This is a genomic window from Streptomyces sp. NPDC093225, from assembly GCF_044753805.1.
GTDB lineage: Bacteria > Actinomycetota > Actinomycetes > Streptomycetales > Streptomycetaceae > Streptomyces.
In genome coordinates this window covers 14,639-31,342 of record NZ_JBIVNX010000040.1, presented here as the reverse complement: position 1 = coordinate 31,342, position 16,704 = coordinate 14,639, and the positions used below count along the sequence as shown (strand labels likewise).

General features: G+C 71.3%; 13 protein-coding genes and 1 pseudogene. All 14 read left to right on the top strand.

Annotated features, from left to right (window positions below; genetic code table 11):
- Nucleotides 1-126: 126 nt before the first annotated feature.
- Complete coding sequence (locus ACIQCH_RS28805; RefSeq protein WP_402585590.1) at nt 127-531, top strand: hypothetical protein; 405 nt, start codon at nt 127-129, stop codon at nt 529-531.
- Nucleotides 532-599: 68 nt separating this feature from the next.
- Complete coding sequence (locus ACIQCH_RS28800; RefSeq protein WP_402585588.1) at nt 600-2,117, top strand: bifunctional folylpolyglutamate synthase/dihydrofolate synthase; 1,518 nt, start codon at nt 600-602, stop codon at nt 2,115-2,117.
- Between the two features lie 10 nt (nt 2,118-2,127).
- The gene (locus ACIQCH_RS28795) at nt 2,128-2,484 is read left to right on the top strand and encodes a DUF4233 domain-containing protein (RefSeq protein ID WP_402585586.1); all 357 of its coding nucleotides are present in this window, start codon (nt 2,128-2,130) and stop codon (nt 2,482-2,484) included.
- 64 nt (nt 2,485-2,548) lie between these two features.
- A complete protein-coding gene (gene ndk, locus ACIQCH_RS28790; RefSeq protein WP_402585584.1) occupies nt 2,549-2,962 on the top strand; it encodes a nucleoside-diphosphate kinase in 414 nt (137 codons plus the stop codon).
- Nucleotides 2,963-3,256: 294 nt separating this feature from the next.
- Nucleotides 3,257-4,276 (top strand): rod shape-determining protein, encoded by a 1,020-nt coding sequence (locus tag ACIQCH_RS28785; RefSeq protein ID WP_030201485.1) that lies wholly within the window; start codon nt 3,257-3,259, stop codon nt 4,274-4,276.
- A gap of 216 nt (nt 4,277-4,492) precedes the next feature.
- On the top strand, nt 4,493-5,437 hold the full coding sequence (gene mreC, locus ACIQCH_RS28780; RefSeq protein WP_402585582.1) for a rod shape-determining protein MreC: 945 nt from the start codon (nt 4,493-4,495) through the stop codon (nt 5,435-5,437).
- 9 nt (nt 5,438-5,446) lie between these two features.
- Nucleotides 5,447-6,193, top strand: a complete 747-nt coding sequence (mreD, locus tag ACIQCH_RS28775) for a rod shape-determining protein MreD (protein ID WP_402585580.1) — start codon at nt 5,447-5,449, stop codon at nt 6,191-6,193.
- Between the two features lie 40 nt (nt 6,194-6,233).
- Complete coding sequence (gene mrdA / locus ACIQCH_RS28770; RefSeq protein WP_402585578.1) at nt 6,234-8,435, top strand: penicillin-binding protein 2; 2,202 nt, start codon at nt 6,234-6,236, stop codon at nt 8,433-8,435.
- Entirely contained in the window at nt 8,435-9,631 is a 1,197-nt protein-coding gene (gene rodA, locus ACIQCH_RS28765; protein WP_402585576.1) for a rod shape-determining protein RodA, read from the top strand. The genes mrdA and rodA overlap by 1 nt, the downstream gene beginning before the upstream one ends.
- A gap of 408 nt (nt 9,632-10,039) precedes the next feature.
- Nucleotides 10,040-11,581: a CHAD domain-containing protein gene (locus tag ACIQCH_RS28760; RefSeq protein WP_402585574.1), complete on the top strand. Its 1,542-nt coding sequence runs from the start codon at nt 10,040-10,042 to the stop codon at nt 11,579-11,581.
- 136 nt (nt 11,582-11,717) lie between these two features.
- Nucleotides 11,718-13,643 carry a TIGR03960 family B12-binding radical SAM protein gene (locus ACIQCH_RS28755; RefSeq protein WP_402585572.1) on the top strand — a complete coding sequence of 642 codons (1,926 nt, stop codon included), beginning with the start codon at nt 11,718-11,720 and terminating at the stop codon, nt 13,641-13,643.
- 214 nt (nt 13,644-13,857) lie between these two features.
- Complete coding sequence (locus tag ACIQCH_RS28750) at nt 13,858-15,042, top strand: acyltransferase family protein (protein WP_402585570.1); 1,185 nt, start codon at nt 13,858-13,860, stop codon at nt 15,040-15,042.
- A 250-nt stretch (nt 15,043-15,292) separates the two neighbouring features.
- A complete protein-coding gene (locus ACIQCH_RS28745) occupies nt 15,293-16,048 on the top strand; it encodes a TIGR03936 family radical SAM-associated protein (RefSeq protein ID WP_402585568.1) in 756 nt (251 codons plus the stop codon).
- A gap of 256 nt (nt 16,049-16,304) precedes the next feature.
- Nucleotides 16,305-16,704 (top strand): annotated as a pseudogene (locus ACIQCH_RS28740) (ribonuclease E/G); the annotation flags it as partial.

Genomic DNA, 16,704 nt, shown 5'->3' with positions numbered 1-16,704 from the left:
CCGGGAGCCACCGCCCCCGGGCCGACCGCCCCGGGAGCCGCCGCGACTTGCGTACGCCCACCGGGGGGCGTACCCCGGAAGAGGGGACCCGTCCGACGAACCTCGGGGACGAGAGGAGTCCCTGTCATGCTCGGCGAACTCATCGGTGAGGAAATCGGCGAGGTCACCGGCGTCCGCGTGCTCTCCGCAGAGGGCGGCCACGCCGTCCTGGAGTCCTCGTACCGGGCGTCCGGCACGCTCCTGGGCGCGTCCGTCAGCGACCTGGGCACCTACCATTCCGCCAACCGGGCCGACGGCACCCTGTTCGGCGAGGGTGAGGGCGTCGCCATGACCGCGGACGGCGACACCCTCACCTGGCACGGTTCCGGAGTCGGCCACCTCACCGGATCCGGCGGTGTCAGCTGGCGCGGCGCCCTCTTCTACGAGACCACCGGGGATCGGTTCGCCCAGCTGAACGGCATCGCGGCCGTCTTCGAATTCGAGACGGACCCCGACGGCAAGATCTCCGCCAAGGTCTACGAGTGGAAGTGACCGCCCTCCGTCCCGCTCCCGTCCTGCTCCCGTCCCGCCCCCGTCGGCCCCGCTCGTAGACTGGGTCTGTGAGTGAGCAGCCCGAGCCCAACGACCGTTTCGACGACACCGGAGCGTTCGACGACATCGTCGACGCGGAGCAGGACCGCGACCCCGACCTGGCGGTGATCGAGGCCGGCAGCCGCACCCTGCGCGCCATGGCCGGTCCGCCCCAGGGGGACCCGATCCCCACCCGCCCCCAGGACCCCGAGGTCGACAAGGCCCTGCACGAGGTCGAGGCGGAGCTCGCCACCCGCTGGGGCGAGACCAAGCTCGAGCCCTCGGTCAAGCGGATCACCGCCCTGATGGACGTGCTCGGCGAGCCGCAGCGCGCGTACCCCTCCATCCACGTCACCGGCACCAACGGCAAGACCAGCACCGCCCGCATGATCGAGGCCCTGCTCTCCGCCTTCGACCTGCGCACCGGCCGCTACACCAGCCCCCACGTGCAGCTGATCACCGAGCGCATCAGCCTGGACGGCGCCCCCATCGAGGCCGAGCGGTTCGTCGACACCTACCGGGACATCAAGCCGTACATCGAGCTGGTCGACGAGCGCGAGGACATCCGACTGTCGTTCTTCGAGGTCATGACGGGCATGGCGTACGCGGCCTTCGCCGACGCGCCGGTCGACGTGGCCGTGGTCGAGGTCGGCATGGGCGGCACCTGGGACGCCACCAACGTCATCGACGGCTCGGTCGCCGTGATCACCCCGATCAGCCTCGACCACACCGACCGGCTCGGCACCACCCACGCGGAGATCGCGGCCGAGAAGGGCGGGGTCATCAAGCAGGACGCCACCGTCATCCTCGCCCAGCAGCCCGTCGACGCCGCCCAGGTCCTGCTCAAGCGGGCCGTCGAGGTGGACGCCACCGTGGCCCGCGAGGGCATGGAGTTCGGCGTGGTCTCCCGCGAGGTCGCCGTCGGCGGCCAGCAGCTGACCCTGCGCGGGCTGGGCGGCGAGTACGAGGGCGTCTTCCTGCCCCTGTACGGCGCCCACATGGCGGCCAACGCCGCCGTGGCCCTCGCCGCGGTCGAGGCGTTCTTCGGCATCGGCGCCGAGCACGCCCGCCCGCTCGACATCGACACGGTCCGCCGCGCGTTCGCGACCGTCACCTCCCCGGGCCGCATGGAGGTCGTCCGGCGCAGCCCCACCGTGGTGCTGGACGCCGCGCACAACCCGGCCGGCGCGCGCGTGACCGCCGAGGCGGTCACCGAGTCCTTCGGCTTCAGCCGCCTGGTCGGCGTGTTCGCCGCCAGCGACGGCAAGGACGTCCGCGGCGTCCTGGAGGCCTTCGAGCCGATCTTCGCCGAGATCGTCGTCACCCAGAACTCCACCCACCGCGCGATCGGCGCCGACGAACTGGCCGCCATAGCGGTCGACGTCTTCGGCGGCGACCGCGTGCAGGTCGAGCCGCGCCTGGACGACGCCATCGAGGCGGCGATCACCCTGGCCGAGGAAGAGGCCGAGTACGGAGGGGCCGGCGTCCTGGTGACCGGCTCGGTGTTCACGGTCGGCGAGGCCCGGCTGCTGCTGAAGAAGAACTGAGGGACCCACCATGCGGACGCTGTGCGCCTCCACGCTGATCGGCGAGTTCTTCGTCATCGGCTTCGCCGGGCTGGTCGCCATGAAGGGCGACCTGTCCACCGCCACCGTGTGGACGGTGTGCGGGATCGCCATGCTGCTCACCGTGCTGCTGTGCGGGATGCTCTCCCGCCCCGGCGCGGTCACGGTCGGGTGGGCGCTCCAGATCGGCCTGATCGCCAGCGGCCTGGTCGTCCCCACCATGTTCTTCCTCGGTGCGGTCTTCGCCGGCCTGTGGTGGGCCTCCGTCCACTACGGCCGCAAGATCGACGAGGCCAAGGCCCGCTGGGCGGCGCAGGGTGCCGCCGCGTCCGCCGCTGACGCTGCGTGACGGCGGTCCGTACCGCACCTGTAGCCTTTCCGCACCGCACCCGTATGCCGCAAGGAGCCGCACCATGACCCAGCGCACTCTCGTCATCCTCAAGCCCGACGCCGTCCGTCGTGGCCTGATCGGCGAGATCATCGGCCGTATCGAGCGCAAGGCCGGCTGGACCATCCCGGCGATGGAGCTGCGCACGCTGGACCAGGAGACCCTGGAGCAGCACTACGGCGAGCACAAGGGCAAGCCCTTCTACGAGCCCCTGATGGGCTTCATGGCCTCCGGCCCCGTCGTCGTCCTCGTCGTCGAGGGCGAGCGCGCCATCGAGGGCCTGCGGACCCTGGCCGGCCCGACCGACCCGATCGTCGCCACCCCCGGTTCGATCCGCGGCGACTTCGGCACCATCGTGCGCGAGAACCTCATCCACGCGTCCGACTCCGAGGAGTCCGCCGAGCGCGAGCTGAAGCTGTTCTTCCCCGCTCTCGTCTGACGCCGTCTGACGTCGCGTCAGCCATATAGCGCTCACCGCCTGGGGCGACCGAAGTAATTTCGGTCGCCCCTTGGTATAGATCACCATGGCCGGGAACGCATGGGACGGACCTGTCGTCACCATCAAGAGAGGCGGGTACCCGTTCCGGCCGGCCGGTCGGAGTCCCGTCGCGCGGTGTTCGTACCTCCGGCACTACGATGGGGCCTCCACCCACATACCCGACTCGCCGTCCTGACAGCAGCCGCTATCAACTGGGAAGGCCAGACGCTCCTCATGGGGAACAAGGGGAACTCAATGTCGTTCATCGGCCGTGACATGGCTGTCGACCTCGGGACCGCCAACACGCTGGTGTACGTGAGGGGCCGGGGGATCGTCCTGAACGAGCCGTCCGTGGTCGCCATCAACACGAACACCGGTGGCATCCTCGCGGTCGGTTCCGAGGCGAAGAAGATGATCGGCCGGACGCCCGGCAACATCGTCGCGGTTCGCCCCCTCAAGGACGGCGTGATCGCCGACTTCGAGATCACCGAGCGCATGCTCCGGTACTTCATCCTCAAGATCCACAAGCGCCGCTACCTGGCCCGTCCCCGCGTCGTGGTCTGCGTCCCCTCCGGCATCACCGGGGTCGAGCGCCGCGCCGTCATCGAGGCCTCCACCCAGGCTGGCGCCCGTCAGGTGCACATCATCGAGGAGCCCATGGCCGCGGCCATCGGCTCCGGCCTGCCCGTGCACGAGGCCACCGGCAACATGGTCGTCGACATCGGCGGCGGCACCACCGAGGTGGCCGTCATCTCCCTCGGCGGAATCGTCACGGCACAGTCGATCCGGGTGGCCGGCGACGAGCTCGACAACGCGATCATCCAGCACATCAAGAAGGAGTACAGCCTCCTCCTCGGTGAGCGGACCGCCGAGCAGATCAAGATCACCATCGGCTCCGCCTTCGACCTCGACAAGGACGAGCACACCGAGATCCGCGGCCGCGACCTCGTCTCGGGCCTGCCCAAGACCGTGGTCATCTCCGCCGCCGAGGTCCGCAAGGCGATCGAGGAGCCCGTCAACGCCATCGTCGACGCGGTCAAGACGACCCTCGACAAGTGCCCGCCCGAGCTCTCCGGCGACATCATGGACCGCGGCATCGTCCTCACCGGCGGCGGCGCCCTGCTCCGCGGCCTCGACGAGCGGCTGCGCCGCGAGACCGGCATGCCCATCCACATCGCCGAGGACCCGCTGGACTCCGTCGCCCTCGGCTCCGGCAAGTGCGTCGAGGAGTTCGAGGCGCTCCAGCAGGTCCTGGACGCCCAGCCCCGCCGCTGACGACGCCCCGCCGCCGGCACGCGCCGCTGACGCCGACCCGCGCGCCGGCGGGCCGCCGTCGGCACGGCCCCACGGCCGGGACGCCGTTGACAATGCCCCCTTTCAGGGGATAGCGGAAACACAGAGATCCGCCGTACGGGTGCTGCCGCGCCCGTGCGGCGGATCGTTGATATACAGGCAAAGAGAATTCCCAGAAGGAAGGCACGGCCGCCGCACGTGAGGGACACACGAGAGAGCCGGCTGCTCCTGGTACTGCTGGTCGCCATCGCGTTCGCGCTGATCACGGTGGACATCCGGGCGGGCGAGGAGTCACCGGTCGACGGTGCCCGCCGGGCCGCCGCCACGGTCTTCGGCCCGGTCGAGAAGGGTGTGGCCACCGCGGTCGACCCGGTCGCCAACGCCATAGGCGCGGTACGGGACTCCGGCGACCGCCACAACCGGATCACCGCACTGGAACGCGAGAACGCGGCCCTCAAGGCCAAGCTCGGCAGCGACGACCGCAACCGCAGCCGCATCCGCGAACTCGACGGCATGCTCAAGAGTGCCGGCGCCGGCCAGTACGGCATCAAGGGCGCCGAGGTCATCGCGATAGGAGCGGCCCAGGGCTTCTCCTGGACCGTCACCATCGACGCCGGCAGCAAGGACGGCATCGCGCGCGACATGACCGTCCTCAACGGCGACGGACTCGTCGGCCGCGTCACCACCGTCGGCCCCGACACCGCCACCGTGCTCCTCGCCAACGACCCCGACTTCACCGTCGGCACCCGCCTGGAGAAGACCGGCGAACTCGGCTTCGCCACCGGCCAGGGCGACCGCCCGCTGGCCGTCCAGATGCTCAACGGCAAGGCCAAGATCAAGGCCGGCGACCGGCTCGTCACCTTCGGCTCCCGCGGCAGCAAGCCCTTCGTGCCCGGCGTCCCGCTCGGCGAGGTCGTCCGCGTCGACCCGGCCGGCGGCGGCCTCACCCGCACCGTCTACGTCGACCCGTACGTCGGCTTCTCCCGGCTCGACATCGTCGGCGTCGTCGTCATGCCCCCGCGCACCGACCCGCGCGACACCGTCCTGCCGCCCAGGCCCGCCAAGCCGAAGCCCATCCCCACGGTCACCGTGACGGTCGCCCCCAGCCCCTCCGGGGACGCCGCCAAGCCGGCCGACGAGTAGGAGACCGCCATGCGCTTCAACCGGATCCTGCTCTCGACCACCCTCGTCGTGGTCGCCCTCGTCATCCAGGTCACCATCCTGGGCCGACTGCAACTGCCCGGCGCCGTACCGGACCTCGTGCTGCTCACCGTCGTCGCCCTGGCCCTCGTCTACGGGCACACCAGCGGAGCCCTCATCGGCTTCGGCGCCGGCCTGCTGACCGACCTCGCCCCGCCCGCCGACCACGCCGCCGGCCGCTACGCGCTCGTCCTGTGCGTCGTGGGCTACCTGTGCGGGCTCGCCCGCCCCGCCGACGGCCGGTTCCGCTCCGCCTGGGGCCCGCTGGTCACCGTGGTCGCCGCCGCCCTCGGCTCCACCCTCCTGTACGGGCTGGTCGGCGGCCTCGTCGGCGACACCGCCGCCCGCCATGTCGGGCTGGGCTGGCTGCTGTTCAGCGCCGCCGTCTACGACCTGCTGCTCGCCCCGTTCGCCGTGCCGCTCGTCATGATGCTGGCCCGGCGCGCCGAGAACGACGTCATGGCCGTCGAGGCGGCCGGCGGCCCCGCCCAGGGCGCCGACGTAGCCGCCGGCTGGCTCTCCGGCGGCACCGGCCTGACCGTCGGCGGCACCCGCAACAGCATGCGCGTCAAGGCCGCCCGCAACCGCGCCCAGAAGGCCGGCCGCATAAAGGGCATCGGCGTCTCCGGCGGCGTCAAGGGCGTCAAGGCGGTCAAGTCCGTGAAGACGCCGCGCCTCAAGGGAGGCAGGAAGCTGTGACGGCCCCGGCGGAGCAGGCGCACACCAACGAGGGGGAGGCGTGACCAACATTCCCGAGACCGGCCGCACCCCCCGGGTGCAGATCCGGCTCGTCATCATCCAGGTGCTGGTCTTCTCCCTCCTGTTCACCCTCGGCGGCCGCCTCTGGTACCTCCAGATCCGCAACGGCGACGAGTACAGCAGCGAAGCCAAGAACAACCACGTCCAGCAGGTCGTCCAGCCCGCCGTGCGCGGCTCGATCCTCGACGCCCGCGGCATCCCGCTCGCCGACAACGAGACCCGCCTGGTCGTCTCCGCCAGCCGCACCGAGCTGATGAAGATGAAGGACCGCGGCAAGGGCGTCCTGACCCGGCTCGCCGACGTCCTCGACATGACCCCCAAGGAGGTCATGGACAAGGTCCGGCTCTGCGACTCCCAGACCCCGCAGCCCTGCTGGAACGGCTCCCCGTACCAGCCGATCCCGGTCACCAACAAGGCCACCACCCAGCAGGCCCTGCAGATCCGCGAGCGCGCCGAGGACTTCCCCGGCATCACCGCCGAGCCCACCGCCGTACGCCGCTACCCCGACCCCGGCGGCTCCAACACCGGCCAGGTCCTCGGCTACCTCTCGCCCGTCACCGACGACGAGATCCAGCAGGCCAAGGACACCCGCTCGCCGCTCCTGCGCTCCGACCAGGTCGGCCGCTCCGGCCTGGAGCGCACGTACGACCGCCAACTGCGCGGCAAGGCCGGCGTCACCCGGTACGAGGTCGACAACCTGGGCCGGGTCATCGGGCAGGCCGCCGCCGACCCCGCCGAGGCCGGCGCCAACGTCGTCACCAGCATCGACGCCCGCGTCCAGGCCGTGGCCGAGTACCAGCTCGACACGGCCATGAAGGAAGCGCGCAAGATCGTCGACCGCAACACCGGCGAGAACTACAAGGCCGACGCCGGTGCCGTCGTCGTCATGGAGTCCAAGACCGGCCGCATCGTCGCCATGGCCTCGAACCCGACCTACGACCCGAACGTCTGGGTCGGCGGCATCTCCGCCAAGGACTACGCCCGGCTCACCGGCAAGAACTCCAACTACCCGCTCCTCAACCGGGCCATCCAGGGCCAGGCCGCCCCCGGCTCCATCTTCAAGGTCATCCCGACCACGGCCGCGGTCAACGCCGGGTACGCCTTCGACGGCAAGTACCCCTGCCCCAGCTCGTACTCCATCGGCGGCCAGGTCTTCAAGAACTTCGAGTCCCAGGGCCACGGCAGCATCACCCTCGGCCAGGCCCTCGAGGTCTCCTGCGACACCGTCTTCTACGCCCTGGCCCACCAGCAGTGGCAGAGGGACGGCGCCCTCAAGCCCAAGAAGAACCCCGCCGACATCTTCTACAAGACCGCTCACCAGTTCGGCCTCGGCAAGGAGACCGGCATCGACCTCCCCAACGAGGTCAGCGGCCGCGTCCCCGACCGCCAGTGGAAGCAGCGCTTCTGGGAGGCCAACAAGGACTGGTGGTGCCGCACCGGCAAGCGCGGCGGCACGTACGTCCAGCAGCTGTCCTACGAGAACTGCCTCGAGGGCAACCTCATGCGCGCCGGTGACTCCGTCAACTACTCCATCGGCCAGGGCGACACCCTCGTCACGCCGATCCAGATGGCCACCATCTACGCGGCCATCTCCAACGGCGGCACCATGTGGAACCCCACCATCGGCAAGGCGATCATCAGCGCCGACGGGAAGCGCGTCGAGGAGATCAAGCCGAAGGCCCACGGCAGGCTGCCCATGGACGCCCGGACCAGGGCGCAGATAAACGGGGCGCTCGAGGGCGTCGCCACCCGCGGTACCGCCGCCTGGCGGTTCGGCGGCTGGCCGCAGAAGCAGATCCCCATGCACGCCAAGACCGGTACCGCCGAGGTCTACGGCAAGCAGACCACCTCCTGGTTCGCCACCTACACCTCGGACTACACGATCGTCATGACCATCTCCCAGGGTGGTACCGGCTCCGGAGCCTCCGGGCCCTTCGTCCGCAACATCTACAACGCCCTGTACGGCCTCGACATGGAGGGCAAGCAGGACCTGCGGAAGGCCCTCCTGCCGCACCCCCAGAGCACCCTGCCCAGGATCCAGAAGGACGGCTCGATCGACGCCCCCGAGATCCACCCCTACGTCCCCGACGAGCCCAAGGAGGATCCCGAGCCGGCCCTCGCCGGACCGCCCGGGAAGCCGGCGACCCGGCCGACGCACCGCGACGCGAGGTGGCGGGACTGATGGCCGCCAGCAACTTCTCCGTCGCCCGCTACGCCCCCCGGCGCGGGCCGCTGGCCCGGCTGACCGCCCGCGACTCGATAGTGCGCCGGCTCGACTGGCCGCTGCTGTTCTCGGCGCTCGCGCTGTCCCTCATCGGCTCGCTGCTGGTGTGGTCGGCCACCCGCAACCGCACCACGCTCAACCAGGGCGACCCGTACTACTTCTTCCTGCGCCACCTGCTCAACACGGGCATCGGCTTCACGCTGATGGTCGGCACGATCTGGCTCGGCCACCGCACCCTGCGCGGCGCGGTGCCGTTCCTGTACGGGCTCTCGATCCTGCTCGTGCTCGCCGTGCTCACCCCGCTCGGGGCGACCATCAACGGCGCGCACGCGTGGATCGTCATCGGCGGCGGCTTCTCGCTCCAGCCCTCCGAGTTCTGCAAGATCACCATCATCCTGGTGATGGCGATGCTGCTGGCCACCCGGGTGGACGCCGGCGACCTGGCGCACCCCGACCACCGCACGGTCGTCAAGGCCCTGTGCCTGGCCGCCGCGCCCATGGGCATCGTCATGCTGATGCCCGACCTCGGCTCGGTCATGGTCATGGTCATCATCGTGCTCGGCGTGCTGCTGGCCTCCGGCGCCTCCAACCGGTGGGTGCTCGGACTGCTGGGCACGGGCGTCGTGGGCGCCATCGCGATCTGGCAGCTGGGCGTGCTGGACGAGTACCAGATCAACCGCTTCGCCGCCTTCGCCAACCCCGACCTGGACCCGGCGGGCGTGGGCTACAACACCAACCAGGCGCGCATCGCGATCGGCTCGGGCGGGCTGCTGGGCACCGGGCTGTTCAAGGGCTCGCAGACCACCGGCCAGTTCGTGCCCGAGCAGCAGACCGACTTCGTCTTCACGGTGGCGGGGGAGGAGCTGGGCTTCGTCGGGGCGGGTCTCATCCTGTTCCTGCTCGGGGTGGTGCTGTGGCGGGCCTGCCGCATCGCGCGCGAGACCACCGAGCTCTACGGGACGATCGTCGCGGCCGGGATCATCGCCTGGTTCGCCTTCCAGGCCTTCGAGAACATCGGGATGACGCTCGGCATCATGCCGGTGGCGGGGCTCCCGCTGCCGTTCGTGTCGTACGGCGGGTCGTCGATGTTCGCGGTGTGGGTGGCGATCGGGTTGCTGCAGTCGATTCGGGTGCAGCGGCCGTTGTCCGCCTAGCCAGGGGAGCTCGCTTCGGGGGTCGGTCCGTGGTGTGCCGCGTCGGTGCTCGGCGGGTCGGGCGTGGGGGCCGGTGTCGGGGCTTGCTCTCGCTTCGTGGGGCCGCCCCGTGGTGTGTGGGTCCCCTCGCCTCTTGACCCGCCATGGCCTGCAGGCCCTGCGGCAGGCCCACCCCGAGGGCTTCGGGGCTTCGCCCGGGCCTGCGGCCCCCCTCGGCCCGGGCCTGCCTCCGGACCAGCCTGCCATGGCGCCTCAAGAGGCTGCCCCACACACCACGGGGCGGCCTGACGGGGGCTTCGGCGGTTGCTGCCCTCATGAGGGGAGCGCATCCGTCGGATCTCGGACGGATGCGGGGCCGGATGTCGGGTAACACTCACATGATGAGCTGATGAAGACTAAGTTCGGTCTATGGCGGACGCGAAGCGCGAGATTGAGCGGAAGTTCGAGTTCGATACGAGCCCGGAAGCGGGCAAGAACGGTCGCAAGGCGCCGAAGAAGAACACTCGGCGGCTGCCGGACCTGAGCGGCACGGCGCCCGTCGCCGCCTCCGAACCCCAGGGCACGGTCGAGCTCGACGCGGTCTACTACGACACCCCCGACCAGCGGCTCGCCGCCGACGGGCTCACCCTCCGGCGCCGGACCGGTGGCGCCGACGCGGGCTGGCACCTCAAGCTCCCGGTCGCCCCCGGCGTCCGCGACGAGATCACCGCCCCGCTCTCCGACGCGGTCCCCCGTCCGCTCGCCGCCCTGGTCCGGTCCCGCGTCCGCGGCGCCGACCTCGTGCCCCTCGTCCGCCTGCTCTCCTCGCGCGACGTGGTCCACCTCAAGGACGCCGACGGACACCTCCTCGCCGAACTCAGCACCGACACCGTCCGCGCCGAACGGCTCGCCGACCCGCCCGCCGCCGCCGACTGGACGGAGGTCGAGGCCGAACTCGCCGACGGGGTCGATCCCGACCTCCTCGACACCATCGAGCAGAAGTTCCGCAAGGCAGGACTGCGCGTCTCCGACGCCCCCTCCAAGCTCGCCCGCGCGCTCGCCGAAACCGGGTCCGCCCGCCCGCCGCAGCCCGCACCGCCCCTCGACAGCGCGGGCGCGTACGTCCTGGCGTACGTACGCGAACAGGTCGCCGCCCTCGTCGCCCACGACCCCGCCGTCCGCCGCGACCTGCCCGACTCCGTCCACCAGATGCGCGTGGCCACCCGCCGGCTGCGCAGCGCCTTCAAGACCCACAAGCGCGTCCTGGACCGCACCGTCACCGACCCCATCGGCGAGGAGCTGCGCTGGCTCGCCGCCGAGCTCGGCGTCGACCGCGACCAGGAAGTCCTCATGGACCGCCTCCAGGACCACCTCGGCGAACTCCCGCGCACCCTGCAGCTCGGTCCCGTCCGCGGCCGGTTGCGCATCTGGAACACCGCCCGCCGCGCCGGTTCCCGCCGCCGCGCCCTCGCCGTCCTCGACGGCCCGCGCTACCTGGCCCTGCTCGACGCCCTCGACGCCCTGCTCGCCGACCCGCCCCTGCTGCCCGGCGCGGCGAAGGACCCCGCCAAGGCCTTCGGCAAGGCCGTCCGGCGGGACCACGACCGGCTCGCCCGGCGGGTCGGCCACGCCCTCTCCCTCGACGCCGGTCCCGACCGCGACCTCGCCCTGCACGAGGCCCGCAAGGCGGCCAAGCGCACCCGGTACGCCGCCGAGGGCGCCGTACCCGTGCTCGGCCCGCCCGCCAAGCGCTTCGCCAAGCAGGTCAAGGCCGTGCAGAGCCTGCTCGGCGACCACCAGGACAGCGTCGTGGCCCGCGAGGCCCTGCGCCTGTTGGCCGTGCAGGCCCACGCGGCCGGCGAGTCCGCCTTCACCTGGGGCCTGCTGTACGGCCGCGAGGAGGCCGTCGCCGAACGCCGCGAGCGCGAGCTGCCGCAGACGTGGGCGGAGGTCGAGCGGCCGGCGTGGTGAGACCGGTACCCGGGCCCGCCGCGACGGCGGCGGGCCCGGGTACCGGGCGGGCGATGACCACGAGGCGGACCGGAGCACCCTTCGAGCGGGTTACGCTTGATGGTCACCCCTGCCAGCTCACGAAGGTTCGTCCCCCATGACTGACTCGGTCTTCCCACAGCTCGAGGCCCTGCTCCCGCATGTGCAGAAGCCCATCCAGTACGTCGGCGGAGAGCTGAACTCCACGGTCAAGCCGTGGGAGTCCTGTGACGTGCGCTGGGCGCTGATGTACCCGGACGCGTACGAGGTCGGCCTGCCCAACCAGGGCGTCATGATCCTCTACGAGGTACTCAACGAGCGCGAGGGCGTCCTGGCCGAGCGCACGTACAGCGTGTGGCCGGACCTCGAGGCGCTGATGCGCGAGCACCACGTGCCGCAGTTCACCGTCGACAGCCACCGCCCGGTCAAGGCCTTCGACGTCTTCGGCCTCAGCTTCTCCACCGAGCTGGGCTACACCAACATGCTCACGGCCCTGGACCTGGCGGGCATCCCGCTGGAGTCCAAGGACCGCACGATCGACGACCCGATCGTCCTCGCGGGCGGCCACGCGGCCTTCAACCCCGAGCCGATCGCGGACTTCATCGACGCGGCGGTCATCGGCGACGGCGAGCAGGCCGTGCTCGACATGACCGAGATCATCCGCGCCTGGAAGGCCGAGGGCCGGCCCGGCGGCCGCGAGGAGGTCCTGCTCCGCCTCGCCAAGACCGGTTCGGTGTACATCCCGGGGTTCTACGACGTGGAGTACCTGCCCGACGGCCGCATCGGCCGCGTCGTGCCGAACCGCTCCGGCGTGCCGTGGCGGGTGTCCAAGCACACCGTCATGGACCTCGACGAATGGCCCTACCCGAAGCAGCCGCTCGTCCCGCTCGCCGAGACCGTGCACGAGCGGATGTCGGTGGAGATCTTCCGCGGCTGCACCCGCGGCTGCCGTTTCTGCCAGGCCGGCATGATCACGCGCCCCGTGCGGGAGCGAAGCATCACCGGCATCGGCGAGATGGTGGACCGCGGCCTGAAGGCCACGGGCTTCGAGGAGGTCGGCCTCCTCTCGCTGTCCTCCGCGGACCACACGGAGATCGCGGACATCGCCAAGGGCCTGGCGGACCGGTACGAGGAAGACAAGATCGGCCTCTCCCTGCCCTCCACCCGCGTGGACGCCTTCAACGTCGACCTGGCCAACGAGCTGACCCGCAACGGTCGCCGGTCCGGTCTGACCTTCGCCCCCGAGGGCGGCTCCGAGCGCATGCGCAAGGTCATCAACAAGATGGTCTCGGAGGAGGACCTGATCCGCACGGTCGCCACCGCCTACGGCAACGGCTGGCGCCAGGTGAAGCTGTACTTCATGTGCGGCCTGCCGACGGAGACCGACGAGGACGTGCTCCAGATCGCCGACATGGCGATCAACGTGATCGCCAAGGGCCGCGAGGTCTCGGGCCAGAACGACATCCGCTGCACCGTCTCGATCGGCGGGTTCGTCCCCAAGCCGCACACCCCCTTCCAGTGGGCGCCGCAGCTCTCCGCCGAGGAGACGGACGCCCGCCTGGAGAAGCTGCGCGACAAGATCCGCGGCGACAAGAAGTACGGCCGTTCCATCGGCTTCCGCTACCACGACGGCAAGCCGGGCATCGTCGAGGGCCTGCTCTCGCGCGGCGACCGCCGCATCGGCGCGGTCATCCGCGCCGTGTACGAGGACGGCGGCCGCTTCGACGGCTGGCGCGAGCACTTCTCGTACGACCGCTGGATGCGGGCCGCCGAGAAGGCGCTGCCCGAGTTCGGCGTGGACGTCGCCTGGTACACCACGCGCGAGCGCACGTACGAGGAGGTCCTCCCGTGGGACCACCTCGACTCGGGCCTCGACAAGGACTGGCTGTGGGAGGACTGGCAGGACGCCCTCGACGAGACCGAGGTCGAGGACTGCCGCTGGACCCCCTGCTTCGACTGCGGCGTCTGTCCGCAGCTCGACACCCACATTCAGATCGGCCCCACCGGCAAGAAGCTGCTGCCGCTGTCGGTCGTGAACAAGTAGCACCGCCCGCCCCGTCGGCCCCGTCCACACCGGACGGGGCCGATGCGCGTGCGCCACGAACCCCGTGGCCGGGCACACACGATGCATCGCACAACCATTTCGTATGTTCGACGGTCGAACGACCGTTACTTCCACGGCGCGCCCTGTCCTCAGGGCTGGCGGGCAGCCCCGAGCAGGGGCGGTGGATGACGGGGACGCCGAACGGGGATGGATGATGCAGGCGAAGCAGAGGGTGGCGGTCGGTGCCGCCACGGGGCGGGCCGACCAGGCGGTCGCGCCGCGAGTGGTGGCGCTGCCGTCCGCCCGCCGGGACCGGCTCGCGGCGCTGGACGGGCTGCGGTTCCTGGCCGCGCTGGCCGTGGTGATGTTCCACTTCGTCGGGCAGACGCCGTGGGCGATGGTCGACATCTGGGGGCGGCCGTACCAGAACCTGTTCCCCGAGGCGCACGAGTCCTTCGCCTTCGGCAGGCTCGGGGTCGACCTGTTCTTCCTGATCAGCGGGTTCGTCATCTGCATGAGCGCGTGGGGGCGCTCACCGCGTGACTTCTTCATCTCCCGCGTGACCCGGCTGTACCCGATGTACTGGATCGCGATCGTGGTGTCGGCGTGCGTCGTCTACGCGGTCGACACGCCGTTCGGCCGTCCCAATCCGCGGGTGCTCTTCGCCAACTTCACGATGCTCCAGGTGCCGCTCGGCATCAAGAGCCTGGACCCGGTCTACTGGACCCTCTGGCCGGAGCTGTGCTTCTACCTGACGTTCGCCGTCGTGGTGTGGAAGGGCCTCACCTACCAGCGCGTGGTCTTCTTCTGCGGGGTGTGGACGGTCGCCACGGTGCTGGCGCCGGCAGCGCACATGCCGCTGCTGACCCTGCTGGTCAACCCGACGTCGGCGCCGTACTTCATCGCGGGCATGGCCTTCTACCTGATGCACCGGTTCCGGCCGACCCCGGTCCTGTGGGGCATCGTCGGCATGTCGTGGCTGCTGTCGCTGCACTTCCTGCTGAACCCGCACGGCCGCAACAACTGGGCCACCTGGTCGCCGTGGCGCGGCTGGCTGGTGCTGGCGGTCACGGTGATCTTCCTGCTCGTCGCCGCCATCGCGCTGGGCTGGACGCGGCGGATCCGCTGGCGCGGACTGACCGTCGCGGGGACGCTGACCTTCCCGCTGTACCTGCTGCACGACGTCATCGGCATGACGGTCGCGCACCGGTACGGCACGCGGGTGGACCCCTGGGTGCTGGTCGGGGTCACGGTCGCCGGTCTGATCGTCCTGTCGTACCTGGTGCAGCGGTTCCTGGAGCGGCCGCTCGCGAAGGTCATGGGACGGGCGCTGCGGAACGCGGCGTTCGACCTCCCCTCCCCGCAGCCGCGCCACCCGGAGCGGGTCCGCCGGCTCTGACCCGGGATCCGGCGGGGCTCCCCGGCCTGCAACCGGAAGGGGGGCCTTCGGGCGTCCCCCCGGGCAGCGGCTGAAGGAAGGGGGGAAGTGAGGGGCGCGTACCCTGGGGGTACGACAGCTGTCGGCGCGGCCCCGTAGCCGCCCCCGCTGCGAAAGACGTCAGAGGGCGGAGCCGGAGGGCTCGCGCCCCGCACAAGGAGAAGAACCACTGGGCAAGCGACAGCCCGAAGGCCCGCCGCCCGCACCTGCGGTGCAGCGCATCCGCCTGCGCTACACCAAGCGCGGCCGCCTCCGGTTCACCAGCCACCGCGACTTCCAGCGCGCGTTCGAGCGCGCCCTGCGCCGGGCCGAGGTGCCCATGGCGTACTCGGCGGGTTTCACGCCGCACCCGAAGGTGTCGTACGCGAACGCCGCCCCCACCGGTACCGGCTCCGAGGCCGAGTACCTCGAGATCGCCCTCACCCAGGTCCGCGACCCGGAGATGCTGCGCTCGCTGCTCGACGAGTCCCTGCCGGCCGGGCTGGACATCACCGACGCCGTCGAGGCCCGCACGTCGGGGCTCGCCGACCGGCTGACCGCTTCCATCTGGGAGCTGCGGCTGGAGGGCGTGGAGCTCACCGAGGCCGAGCGGGCCGCGGCCGCGTTCCTCGGTGCCGACACCGTCGAGGTGGAACGCCGTACGAAGAACGGACTGCGCAAGTTCGACGCACGTGAGGCCGTAGTGAGCCTCGAGGCGCTTCCTGCCCCGGCTGATAGGCCGGCGGACGACGCCTGTGCGATACTGCGGCTGGTTGTTCGGCACGTGACACCTGCCGTGCGACCCGACGACGTCCTGTCCGGTCTCCGAGCTGTGGCCGACCTGGCGCCGCCGGTCCCCGCAGCGGTGACCAGGCTGGCGCAGGGGCTCTTCGACGAGGAGTCCGGCACGGTGACCGACCCGCTCGCGCCCGACCGCGAGGCAGTCACGGCCGCCCCACCTACGGCCGCCGAACCTGCCAGCGCGTAGGCGCCGGAGGAGGTCCCGCGCAGGGAAGGTCGTCGATGCGCAGCCCTGGCACTCGGGAGCCACCTGGGTCGGGCGGCGCACTGACCTGAAGACTTCCGCCAGGCCGTACGCCCCAGCGCGTACGGAACCGGCGGGCTTGGACTAGAGCTCCCGTGCGGCGCACGCGCCCCGGACGCCGGTCCGCGCACATCGCGCGGGCCGTGCGGGACCGGAAGTCAGGCGCGGCGCCCGGGAGCGTGACGGGAGAACCGCCCGCATGCTCGAGAACGAATCCACTGACGCGTCCGCGCAGCGCAACGCCGCGGACAGCCCCAGTGACACCCTGCCGCCGCGCCGTCGGCGCCGTGCGGCGTCCCGCCCGGCGGGGCCGCCCGGCGGTACGCCGGTGACGGCCGAGGCCGTCGACGCGCCGGCCGCGGAGGCCGTTGCCGAGGCTCCGGTTGCCGAGGAGGCTGCGCCGAAGCGCACGCGTCGTCGTGCCACCCGTGCCACCGCTGCGCCGGTTGCCGAGGCCGCGCCTGCTGCCGAGGCCGTGGAGGCTCCGGTGGCGGAGGCTGCTGTCGAGGCTCCGGTTGCCGAGGAGGCTGCGCCGAAGCGCACGCGTCGTCGTGCCACCCGTGCCACCGCTGCGCCGGTTGCCGAGGCCGCGCCTGCTG

Coding starts and splice junctions, on each gene's coding strand:
- ACIQCH_RS28805 (WP_402585590.1), top strand. CDS start 127: ATGCTCGGCGAACTCATCGGTGAGGAAATCGGCGAGGTCACCGGCGTC.
- ACIQCH_RS28760 (WP_402585574.1), top strand. CDS start 10,040: ATGGCGGACGCGAAGCGCGAGATTGAGCGGAAGTTCGAGTTCGATACG.
- ACIQCH_RS28750 (WP_402585570.1), top strand. CDS start 13,858: ATGCAGGCGAAGCAGAGGGTGGCGGTCGGTGCCGCCACGGGGCGGGCC.
- rodA (WP_402585576.1), top strand. CDS start 8,435: ATGGCCGCCAGCAACTTCTCCGTCGCCCGCTACGCCCCCCGGCGCGGG.
- ACIQCH_RS28755 (WP_402585572.1), top strand. CDS start 11,718: ATGACTGACTCGGTCTTCCCACAGCTCGAGGCCCTGCTCCCGCATGTG.
- ACIQCH_RS28795 (WP_402585586.1), top strand. CDS start 2,128: ATGCGGACGCTGTGCGCCTCCACGCTGATCGGCGAGTTCTTCGTCATC.
- ndk (WP_402585584.1), top strand. CDS start 2,549: ATGACCCAGCGCACTCTCGTCATCCTCAAGCCCGACGCCGTCCGTCGT.
- mreD (WP_402585580.1), top strand. CDS start 5,447: ATGCGCTTCAACCGGATCCTGCTCTCGACCACCCTCGTCGTGGTCGCC.
- ACIQCH_RS28785 (WP_030201485.1), top strand. CDS start 3,257: ATGTCGTTCATCGGCCGTGACATGGCTGTCGACCTCGGGACCGCCAAC.